Genomic DNA, 9,763 nt, shown 5'->3' with positions numbered 1-9,763 from the left:
CTGCCCCACCCCCCGAAGGTGATCACCCTGACCACCTTCGACCTCGACGAATACGTCTACGACGCCCTCGCCGCCGGAGCCGACGGGTTCCTGCTCAAGGACACCGACCCCGCCGAAATACTGCGCGCCGTCCACCTGGTGGCCGCTGGCTCGGCCATGCTCCACCCCACCGCGGCCCGCCGCCTCATCGACCGCTACCACGCCACCAACCAGCCCCGGGCCACCGCGGCCCAGGCCCGGTTGGAGCGGCTCACCCCCCGCGAACGCGAGGTACTCGCCCTGCTCGCCCAGGGCGACACCAACGCGGACATCGCCACCCGTCTCGCCATGCGCGAGAGCACCGTCAAGGCCCACGTGAGCCGCATCCTGACCGCGCTGGAGGTCACCAACCGCGTCCAAGCCGCCATCGTGGCCCGCGACGCAGGCCTCACCACCTGACCCGAGCATTTTGTTACTGCCAGATCGGCATCATTGCCGCCGGGAGCCGGCCGATCCGTGCGGCAGGATCTCCTGGATGCGGGCGAGGTCCTCGGAGGTGAGCGTGACCTGCGCGGCGGCCACGTTCTCCTCCAGACGCCGGGGGCTGCGGGTGCCCGGGATGGGCACGATGTCGTCGCCCTGTGCGAGCAGCCAGGCCAGCGCCAGCTGGGTGACCGCTATGCCCTTACTCCGCGCCAGTGTGGTCAGCTCGCTGACCGCGGCGAGGTTCTTCTCGTAGTTGCCGGGCTGCCAGCGGTCGTCCTTGCCGCGCATGTCATAGGTGGAGTATTCGTCGGCCGGCTTGACGGCGCCGGTGAGGAAGCCGCGGCCCAGCGGAGAATAGGGAACGAAGCCGATGCCCAGTTCCCGGACGACGGGCAGGACGTCGGCCTCTACGGCTCGCTCGAACACCGAGTACTCGGTCTGGAGCACAGAGACCGGGTGGACGGCGTGGGCGCGGCGGATGGTTTCGGGGCCGGCCTCGCTCAGGCCGAAGTAGCGGACCTTGCCTTCGGCGATCAGCTCGCCGACCGTACCCGCCACGTCCTCGATGGGGACGTCCGGGTCGACGCGGTGCTGGTACAGCACGTCGATGTGGTCGGTGCCCAGGTGGCGCAGGCTGTTCTCGGCGACCTCGCGGATGTGCTCGGGGCGGCTGTCCAGGGCGGCTCCGAACCTGGTCGGATCGGAGAGGTCGAAACCGAACTTGGTCGCGATCAGGATGTCGTCGCGGAAGGTCTTCACGGCGCGCCCGAGGAGTTGCTCGTTGCTGCCGGTGCCCAGGCCGTACAGCTCTGCCGTGTCGAAGAGAGTGACCCCGAGTTCGTGGGCCCGGCTGATGGTGGCGATGCTGCTCTGGTCGTCCGAAGCCCCGTAGGCCATCGTCATGCCCATCGTGCCCAGACCGATCGTCCCGGCCTTGAGGCCCTGGCCGCCGAGGGTACGCTGGGGGAGGTCGATGAGGTAGTCGGCGACGGTCACGGCCGGTACTGGTTCTTGTCCAGGAGGATGTCGATGTCCAGGGCTCCGTCGGTCACCAGCTGTCGGGCGTCTTCGAGTGCGCGCAGGCGCCGGTAGCGGGCGGTGACCTCGCGCAGGGCGGTGTTGATGGTGTCGCGCTTGGGCCCACATCGGCCCACGTACCTTGATGTCCGACGGGTGGGTTCGTTCCGGGCAGGCGACGGTGGCTTGAAGACCTCCTGCTCCGACCACCGTGACGAACGGGCGTGAGCTTTTCGAGATCTGCGGGACGCGGCTGATCGCGACGGAAACACATCTCCTCGTCGGAGGGCACGACCTGTCCAGTCCCGCAGTCGCACGCCCGCCGGTCGGGCGCATCGGCCGGGCTGCTCTCGGGCTGGTCAACTCGTCGGCTTCGTTGTCGCTTGACCGAACCGAGTGCGGTGATCACGGATCTCGTCGTGATGGGTCGAGGCCCAGTCGATCAGGGAACCGACGATGTCGAGGAGGCTGATGCCGAGGGGCGTGAGGGCGTACTCGACACGTGGTGGCACCTCGGCGTACGCGGTTCGGGTGATCAGGCCGTCCTGAACGAGCTGCCGCAGTGTGAGGGTGAGCATGCGCTGGGAAATACCCGGAACGGTGTTCTGCAGATCGGAGTAGCGACGCACCCCGTGCTGCAGAGTGGCGATCACGAGCAGAGTCCACTTGTCGCCGACACGGTCGAGGATCTCGCGGACGAAGTCGGACTGCCCTGCCGGAATGCGAGCACACGGCCCCACCGGCGTCGTGTTCGCGGCTGCTCCAGCGGTGTCCATGACGCACACGTCCTTCCGATACGGACACGAGTGTGCCTTTTGTAGAGGCTCCCATACTGGCGCATGATGGCGCTGCGCACAAATGATAAGAATCGGAGGCGCCCTCATGCCCTATCTCCTGCACATCGACTCCTCCTCTCTGGGCACCGACTCGGTGTCCCGGCAGGTCGCCGAGTCTTTTCGGGATTCCTGGCGGGGCCCGGTCATCCACCGTGACCTCGGAGCCGCACCGGTGCCTCACCTCACCGCCGCCGGCATCGCTTCGCGCAGTGCGGACAAGGCCGCGCGCACTCCGGAGCAGGCCGCCGCCGCGGCGATCCAGGATGAACTGATCGAGGAGTTCCTCGGCGCGAGCACCTACCTGTTCACGGTGCCGATGTACAACTACTCGATACCCTCGGTGTTCAAGGCGTGGCTGGACCAGATCATGGTGGTGGGCGCAACGATGGCCCTCCCCGACGGTCCTCCGGCCGCCGGGCGCCCGGCCTTGGTGATATCCGCCCGTGGCGGCGGCTACGGCCCCGGCACCCCCAACCACGGCATGGACCATGTGGTCCCCACCCTGGAAACCGTCCTGGCGCACCCGCAGACGCTGGGCCTCGACGTGAGCGTCCTGACCCCCGAGCTCACCCTCGCCCCCGTCGTCCCCTACATGTCCGAACTCATACCGCTGCACGAGGCGTCCCTGGCGGACTCCCATGAGCAGGCCCGCAAGCTGGCCGAAGCTTTCCAGACCGCGTCGTAGAGTCCGGAACAGGCGCCCTTCGCCGCACACGCCCCGGCGGGGTCGTACTCGCCACCATCCCCAGTGCCGAGTTCCCCCGGCCCGTCCTGCCTCCTCTTTCGATGCACGGCTACGGAACCACGGCGCCGCCGGCTCGCCGATCCGCCGGGTGACCGTACGTCACCGCCCAGCCACCCCGCCGCGGCCGTCTCCGTGCCCGCACCTTTCGGGAAAGACCCCGCACAGGAATGAGGCTTCCATGTCCCCTTCCACGTCGTCCGAGCCATCGACGCCGGCCACCGACCACCCTCTGATCATCGAGCTGTGGACCGATCTGGGCTGCCCCTGGTGCTATATCGGCAAGCATCGACTCGAACAAGCAATCGCCGCCGCGGCTCCGGTCAGCCAGGTGCAGCTCACCCTCCGGTCCTTCGAGCTGGACCCGGACATGTCCGCAACAGCGGTGCCGATCCCGGAAGTGTTCGTCGCCAAGCACGGAGGTACGACCGAGCAAGCCCGCCGGATGGAAGCGCAGATGGCCGAACTGGCCCAGGCCGAGGGCCTGCCGTACAGCGTGGACCGCCCTGCCGCGAACACCTTCGACGTCCACCGGGTACTGCATCTCGCCCGCGCTCATGGCGTGGCCGCAGCGCTGTTCTCGACGCTTCAGCGCGGCTACTTCGCCGGCGAACTCAACCCGTTCGACAAGGACGAACTGGTCCGGGTCGCCGCTGAGGCCGGAGTTCCGGCCGAGGAGACCCGCGCGACGTTGTCCGGGGACACCTACGCACAGGCCGTCCGCGACGAGCGGGCCGCGGGCCTGGCACTCGGCATCCAGGGCGTGCCGTTCGCGGTCTTCAACGGCACGCACGCCGTCGCCGGCGCCACGAGTTTCGAGGGATACACAACCGCCATCGCGCAGGCCCTCGGAGTACCCGCATGACTGCTCCCACCACACAGCCTACCGAGCCCGCCGACGACGACACCCTCGTCACGACCGGCGACGGCGACTCCCACGACACGCCTCCCCCCACCCTCACACTCATCAGCGCCCCGGACGGCGCGCTCTGCGACACCCAAGGCCACTGCACCGAGTGACGAAGGAACGTGACGTTGTCCAGTACCGATAAGCCCTTGCTCCTGCGCCCCGCCGACCCGACGAGCTGTTCCGAGACGTCATCCGAGTGCTCCAGCAATCCAACGCCGTCTAGGGATTCCTCGACATCTGGCTGGACCGCCTGACCGACGGGACCACGGCCGACAGCTGGGAGGGCACACCCTCCAACCCCGAGGGCCCCTACTACGTCCCCGGAGCACCACTGCTGAAGCCCGTCGGACCCGGCGCCTCCTACGTCCTGCCCATGCGCTCCGACGAGCCCGGTACTCCGCTGATCGTCAGCGGACAGGTGCGCGCCCTGGACGGCCAGCCCCTGGCCATGGCAGAACTCGACACCTGGCAGTGCGCCGACACGGGCGTCTACTCGATGCTCGGCATGGACGACCAGCCCGACTGGAATCTCCGCGGCAGGTTCCACACCGACGAAGAAGGCCGCTTCGAGTTCCGCACCATCAAGCCGGTCCCCTACATGCCCGCCGACATCCCGCAGAGCATCCTCGACTTCTACGACGCCCTCGGCAAAGCCCACTTCCGACCGCGCCACATCCACCTCAAGGTGCGTCACGAGGACATCGCCGCCAGCGGCCAGTTCATGACCCAGCTGTACTTCCAGGGCGACCCCTACCTTGAGGCCGACCCCGGTCAGAACGCCCACACCCGGCTGGCCATGCCCACCCGCATCCACCATGAACCGGCGGGAGCTGAAAGCCGGAGGGCTGCAGAGCCACGCCTTCTTTCAGGCCGCCCATTTCAACCTCACCATCGCCACCGCGACAGCCGTCCAGGAGCAGCCGGCCGACTGAGGCTTTCCCCCAGGCTGGACGGTCTCACCGCCGTGCAACACACTTCGAACTCGAGGCGTGAGGACTCTGGGCGATTTCAGGGGCACCGAAGTCGTTGAGACCGACGCGGAAGGAGCCCGCGGGGAACGCCGCTTCGGCGGGGCGGTCGGCAGGCTCCTCGCAGGGCACGGGCGTGTTGAGCGGTGTGGGACCGGTCAGGGTATTCACCGGCCCGTTTCCGACCACCGAGAAGCGGAAGCTGGTTGGGCTTGTCCTTCCAGGACGCGTTCTGGACGCAGGTTGGACACAAGGATCGGAAAAGACTGACAAGGGCTGAGAAGGGGTGAGGTGCCAAACCTCTTCTGAGCTGGGAGAACGGCCAAGATTGGCATTGATCGACAAGGGCCGCCAAGATCCTCAAAGGACTCATGATCCGTCGGCCGTGGGTTCGAGTCCCACCCGCCCCACCAAGTAGGTCTGTGACCTGCGGAAACGTCTCAGCAGGGGTGCGGATTCGGGGGGACTCGTGTAGCCGCCCGAGCGGTCCGATGGCGCCTGTCGGCCGATCAGGGCGCCACCGCTCGGCCCGTCTGCGGGGAGATCGTGCCGGCGCACAGGCCGCGGGCGGTCAGCCCCTGCGCGATGCGGGGGATCGCGGCGAGCGAGTTGGCGGCCCAGTCGTGCATGAGGATGATCTGACCGTTGGTGAGCCGCCCGGCGGCCTGCACGATCGCGTCCGTACTGGCGCCGTTCCAGTCCTGCGAGTCCACGTTCCAGAGGATCTCGGTCAGGCCGTACTTGGCCTCCACCGCCTTGACCGTCGAACTGGTCTCGCCGTACGGCGGCCGGAACAGTTTCGGCGTGCCGCCGCCCGCGGCCGCGATGGCCTGTTGGGTTCGGGAGATCTCCGAGTCGATCTGCGACTGGCCGAGCTGGGTCAGATGCGGGTGCGTGTAGCTGTGGTTGCCGACCCACATGCCGGCCGCGAGCTGCGCCTTGACCTGGGCCGGGTAAGCCGCGGCGTACCGCCCCTCGTTGAACATGGTCGCCCGCAGCCCGTGCCGCTGCAGCGCGCCCAGCAGGGCGGGCGTGTTCCCGGAGGGGCCGTCGTCGAAGGTGAGTCCGACGTATCCGTTGCAGGCGGCGGCCTGCGCCGGGGTGGCGTGGACGGTGAAGGTACTGGTGGCAGCCAGGGCCAGCGCGGCCAGGGCCGTCGTCATGAGGCGTGCGGTCGGACGCGGTCGGGCGGTGCTCATGCCGACACCGTGATGTTGGAGCTCCCGCTGCTCTGGTAGCCCTCGGTCGCGAGGATCATGTAGTACTTGAAGCTGCCGAGCGTCATCCCTGCGCGGGCCCAGGCGTCGAAGTGGGTGCCGGTGGTGATGGTGCCGCCCGTCCGCTTCGACTGCCGCACGCTCCAGTACTGGTTGAAGGTCCTGGTGCCCTCGACGGAGGGCGCGTTGTACCGCGTCGTCTGGTAGATGTCGTACGTGCCGCCGTCGCTGCTGACAGTGCCCTTGTATGTGCCCGTTGGTCGGTAGGTGCCCCAGTTGTCGACGATGTAGTACTCGACGAGCGGGTTCGACGTCCACCCGTAGAGGCACAGGTAGCCGTTGCCGGAGGGATTGAAGGTGCCCGAGTACCTCACGGTCCTGCGTGAGCCGTTGCTCCAGCCCTTGCCGGCGACGAAGTTCCCGGTGTTTCTCCAGCTCGTGCTGTAGTTGCCGCCGGAGTCCAGGGTCATGGAGACCGTGCCCTGCGAGTCGGTCCAGAACGAGTAGTAGAAGCCGTTGTTGGTGCCGGTCTGGTTCGTGGTGATGACGGTGGCGGCGCGGGCGGTGCCGGGCAGGGCCAGCGCCGACGCGGCGCCCAGCAGCATGGCGCAGGCGGTCCTGCGGGTCGTCGGGTGTGCGGGTAAGGGGGTCATGCGAGGGCTCCTTCCTCCCCTTCCTCTTCTGAGGTCGGGATGTGGGTCGCAGTGTTGGCCTGCTCCCCTCAAGTGTCAATAGTTGCGGTATCTGTTACGAAATGTTTCGAAGGCTTTGAGCACTTAATCAAGGGTTTTTGGACTCCGGTGCACGGGGTGTTTGGAAGAAATTCTCAGCGCGTGGACTTCGAATGTTTCGAAGGTCGCTTGAAGGCCGCGCAGTCGTACGGTCTCAGCGGTTGCGGTCGGCCCGACAGGAGCCGGGCGGGGTCCAGGGCAGCCCACCGGGAGGCCGAGTTGGCGCCGTCGATGAAGCTGCGGCGGGAGGCCCTGATGCGGGATTTCGCGCGAAGGATGCGGAGGGGTTGTGTGGGCGGGTGGTCCGCATTTGTGAACCGCGCCACACTTCGGGAAACGCCCTATCGAAACGTTTGAGTTTCGCTGTACGGGTATCTACGTTAGGTGTACGAAACGGTTTCGGACTGATAAGTGTGGTCCGATTCGAGCAACCGAGCCCCATGAGGGAGCGCCATCGTGGAAGTCATCCCGGCCCCCACAGCCCAGGCCGGGCCGCCCGGCAACACCCAGGCCCCATCGAAGCACCGATGGTGGGCGCTGGCCGTGATCGGCCTCGCCCAGCTCATGGTCGTGCTCGATGCCACCATCGTGAACATCGCGCTGCCGTCCGCCCAGCAGGACCTGGGCTTCGACAACAACGACCGGCAGTGGATCGTCACTGCCTACTCCCTGGCCTTCGGCAGCCTGCTGTTGCTCGGCGGCCGGCTCGCCGACCTCTTCGGCCGCAAGACGACCTTCATCGTCGGCCTCGTCGGCTTCGCCGCCGCCTCCGCGCTCGGCGGCGCGGCGAACGGCTTCACCATGCTGGTCGTCGCGCGCGCGGTGCAAGGCCTGTTCGGCGCGCTGCTCGCGCCGGCCGCGCTCTCCCTGCTGACCACGACGTTCACCGAGGCCAAGGAGCGCGCCAGGGCGTTCGGCATATTCGGCGCCATCGCCGGCTCCGGCGCGGCCGTCGGCCTGGTCCTCGGCGGTCTGCTCACCGAGTACCTGGACTGGCGCTGGACGCTGTACGTCAACGACGTGATCGCGCTTCCGGCGCTGATCGGCGCGATCTTCTTCATCGGCCGCTCCGTCCCCGCCGAGCGTCCGAAGCTGGACGTCCTCGGTGTCGTGCTGGCCTCCGGCGGCCTGTTCGGCATCGTCTACGGCTTCGCCAACGCGGAGACGCACGACTGGGACAACTGGATGACCTGGGGGTTCCTGGCCGCGGGCGCCGTCCTGCTGGCGGTGTTCTTCCTCTGGCAGACCCGTGCCAAGCACCCCGTGCTGCCGCTGCGCGTCCTGGCCGACCGGGATCGCGCCGGCGCCCTGTCCGCCATGCTCATCTCGTCGGTCGGGATGTTCGGCGTCTTCCTCTTCCTCACCTACTACCTGCAGTCGACGCTGGGCTACTCCCCGGTGAAGAACGGCGTGGCCTTCCTGCCGATGGTGGGCGCGCTGATGGTGGCGGCGCAGCTGGCGACCACATGGCTGGTGCCGAAGCTCGGCCCCAAGATCGTCGTGCCCGTCGGCATGCTGCTGTCCGTGGGCGGCATGGTCTGGCTGACCCGCCTCGGCCTGGACAGCAGCTACGCGGCGCATGTGCTGCCCCCGCTGCTGCTGCTCGGCGTGGGGCTCGGCCTGACGATGCCCGTCGCGATGAGCTACGCCACCCTGGGGGTGGAGGCACAGGATCAAGGTGTGGCGTCGGCGGCCGTCAACACCACCCAGCAGGTGGGCGGTTCGATCGGCACCGCGCTGCTGAACACCCTGGCCGCCAGCGCCGCCACCGACTACGCGAAGGACCACATGTCCGATCCGCTGGTCAAGGCGAATGCCGCCCTGCACAGCTACGAGGTCGCCTACTGGTGGTCGGCCGGCTTCTTCGCCTTCGCCCTGATCGTCACGGTGCTGCTGTTCCGCGGGAAGAAGAAGGCGAACGCGCCCGCGGAGGTGGCGGAGGAAACCGAGGCACAGGTCGCGGCCACGGCCGATGCTCCGACCATGGCCGATGCCGCGGCCATGGCTGAGGTCCCGGCTACGGTTGAGGCCGCGGCCACGCCCGTGCTCGTCGGCGCCCCCGATGCGGGCCCGAGCGGTGCGGCCGTCATCCGTGGGCAGATTCGGGACGGCGCCGGCGCACCCGTACCCCGTACCGCGGTCACCCTGCTGGACAGTTCGGGGCGCCAGCTGGCCCGCGCCACCTCCGGTGCGGACGGCTCGTACGCGGTGGAGACAGTCGAGCACGGCAGCCTCGTCCTCATCGGTTCGGCGTCCGGTTACCAGCCGCAGGTGGTGACGCTGACGCTGAACGGCGCATCCGTCTCCCACGACCTCGTGATCCTGCCCAGCCCGGGCGGTCTGGTCGGCACGGTGCGCGGCGGGACCGCCGAGGCGCTGCCCGGCGCGCTGGTGGTGGCCACCTTCCAGCGCGGTGATGTGGCAGCCTCCGTCACCACCGGCATGGACGGCGGCTACCGGATCGTCGACCTGGTGCCCGGCGACTACACGCTCAGCGTCAGCGCGCCCGGCCACCGCCCGGCCGCCGTGCCGGTCACCGTCTCCGCCGAGATCACCCGCTCCGACATCCGGCTCTCCGTCGCGGCGACCCTGCGGGGCACGGTGCAGACCCAGGACGGACGTGCGCTGGACGACGCCAGGGTCACGCTGATCGACGCCGCCGGCAACGTCGTCGGGACGCGCAGCACGAGCATCGACGGGAGCTACGCCTTCACCGACCTCTCCAGCGAGCAGTACACCGTGATAGCCAGCGGCTACCCGCCGGTGGCCACGCAGGTCACGCTGAACGGCACCCAGGAGGGGGTCGACATCCAGCTGGGCCACAAGGAAGTCCAGTAGTGCTTCGTTACGTCGGGTGAACTCACCTGGTGCTGACAG

Annotated in this window: 11 protein-coding genes; 6 read left to right on the top strand and 5 right to left on the bottom strand. The window is 68.3% G+C overall.

Annotated features, from left to right (window positions below; all coding sequences use genetic code 11):
• Positions 1–438: LuxR C-terminal-related transcriptional regulator (locus FNH08_RS34730; protein ID WP_152775500.1), on the top strand; the 438-nt coding region annotated here is incomplete at its 5' end.
• 30 nt (positions 439–468) lie between these two features.
• Here FNH08_RS34730 and FNH08_RS34725 read toward each other — a convergent pair.
• From FNH08_RS34725 to FNH08_RS34720, 3 genes are all read right to left on the bottom strand, one after another.
• Positions 469–1,374 carry an aldo/keto reductase gene (locus FNH08_RS34725; protein WP_228034537.1) on the bottom strand — a complete coding sequence of 302 codons (906 nt, stop codon included), beginning with the start codon at positions 1,372–1,374 and terminating at the stop codon, positions 469–471.
• Between the two features lie 83 nt (positions 1,375–1,457).
• Positions 1,458–1,619: a type II toxin-antitoxin system VapB family antitoxin gene (locus FNH08_RS52440; protein ID WP_322725984.1), complete on the bottom strand. Its 162-nt coding sequence runs from the start codon at positions 1,617–1,619 to the stop codon at positions 1,458–1,460.
• Positions 1,620–1,841: 222 nt separating this feature from the next.
• Positions 1,842–2,258 carry a winged helix-turn-helix transcriptional regulator gene (locus FNH08_RS34720; RefSeq protein WP_152775498.1) on the bottom strand — a complete coding sequence of 139 codons (417 nt, stop codon included), beginning with the start codon at positions 2,256–2,258 and terminating at the stop codon, positions 1,842–1,844.
• A 106-nt stretch (positions 2,259–2,364) separates the two neighbouring features.
• On the opposite strand from FNH08_RS34720, the gene FNH08_RS34715 reads away from it, so the two are divergent.
• The 4 genes from FNH08_RS34715 (at position 2,365) to FNH08_RS34705 (ending at position 5,000) form a co-directional block, all read left to right on the top strand.
• Complete coding sequence (locus FNH08_RS34715; RefSeq protein ID WP_152775497.1) at positions 2,365–3,003, top strand: FMN-dependent NADH-azoreductase; 639 nt, start codon at positions 2,365–2,367, stop codon at positions 3,001–3,003.
• A gap of 238 nt (positions 3,004–3,241) precedes the next feature.
• Entirely contained in the window at positions 3,242–3,925 is a 684-nt protein-coding gene (locus FNH08_RS34710) for a DsbA family oxidoreductase (RefSeq protein WP_194238716.1), read from the top strand.
• The gene (locus FNH08_RS51090; protein WP_194238715.1) at positions 3,922–4,080 is read left to right on the top strand and encodes a hypothetical protein; all 159 of its coding nucleotides are present in this window, start codon (positions 3,922–3,924) and stop codon (positions 4,078–4,080) included. Before FNH08_RS34710 ends, FNH08_RS51090 begins: the two co-directional genes overlap by 4 nt.
• Before the next feature lie 125 nt (positions 4,081–4,205).
• Entirely contained in the window at positions 4,206–5,000 is a 795-nt protein-coding gene (locus FNH08_RS34705; protein ID WP_322725985.1) for a dioxygenase family protein, read from the top strand.
• A 447-nt stretch (positions 5,001–5,447) separates the two neighbouring features.
• Here the strand turns inward: FNH08_RS34705 and FNH08_RS34700 are convergent, their stop codons facing one another.
• Together FNH08_RS34700 and FNH08_RS34695 are read right to left on the bottom strand one after the other, a co-directional pair.
• The gene (locus FNH08_RS34700) at positions 5,448–6,137 is read right to left on the bottom strand and encodes a polysaccharide deacetylase family protein (protein ID WP_194238714.1); all 690 of its coding nucleotides are present in this window, start codon (positions 6,135–6,137) and stop codon (positions 5,448–5,450) included.
• On the bottom strand, positions 6,134–6,808 hold the full coding sequence (locus tag FNH08_RS34695) for a glycoside hydrolase family 11 protein (protein WP_228034535.1): 675 nt from the start codon (positions 6,806–6,808) through the stop codon (positions 6,134–6,136). Before FNH08_RS34695 ends, FNH08_RS34700 begins: the two co-directional genes overlap by 4 nt.
• Before the next feature lie 534 nt (positions 6,809–7,342).
• On the opposite strand from FNH08_RS34695, the gene FNH08_RS34690 reads away from it, so the two are divergent.
• The gene (locus FNH08_RS34690) at positions 7,343–9,724 is read left to right on the top strand and encodes an MFS transporter (protein ID WP_322725983.1); all 2,382 of its coding nucleotides are present in this window, start codon (positions 7,343–7,345) and stop codon (positions 9,722–9,724) included.
• Positions 9,725–9,763: the final 39 nt, after the last annotated feature.

It is taken from the genome of Streptomyces spongiae (assembly GCF_009377185.1).
Classification (GTDB): domain Bacteria; phylum Actinomycetota; class Actinomycetes; order Streptomycetales; family Streptomycetaceae; genus Streptomyces; species Streptomyces spongiae.
This window is presented reverse-complemented; position numbering and strand designations above follow the sequence as displayed.

Coding starts and splice junctions, on each gene's coding strand:
- FNH08_RS34725 (WP_228034537.1), bottom strand. CDS start 1,374: ATGGGCATGACGATGGCCTACGGGGCTTCGGACGACCAGAGCAGCATC.
- FNH08_RS34720 (WP_152775498.1), bottom strand. CDS start 2,258: ATGGACACCGCTGGAGCAGCCGCGAACACGACGCCGGTGGGGCCGTGT.
- FNH08_RS34715 (WP_152775497.1), top strand. CDS start 2,365: ATGCCCTATCTCCTGCACATCGACTCCTCCTCTCTGGGCACCGACTCG.
- FNH08_RS34710 (WP_194238716.1), top strand. CDS start 3,242: ATGTCCCCTTCCACGTCGTCCGAGCCATCGACGCCGGCCACCGACCAC.
- FNH08_RS51090 (WP_194238715.1), top strand. CDS start 3,922: ATGACTGCTCCCACCACACAGCCTACCGAGCCCGCCGACGACGACACC.
- FNH08_RS34700 (WP_194238714.1), bottom strand. CDS start 6,137: ATGAGCACCGCCCGACCGCGTCCGACCGCACGCCTCATGACGACGGCC.
- FNH08_RS34695 (WP_228034535.1), bottom strand. CDS start 6,808: ATGACCCCCTTACCCGCACACCCGACGACCCGCAGGACCGCCTGCGCC.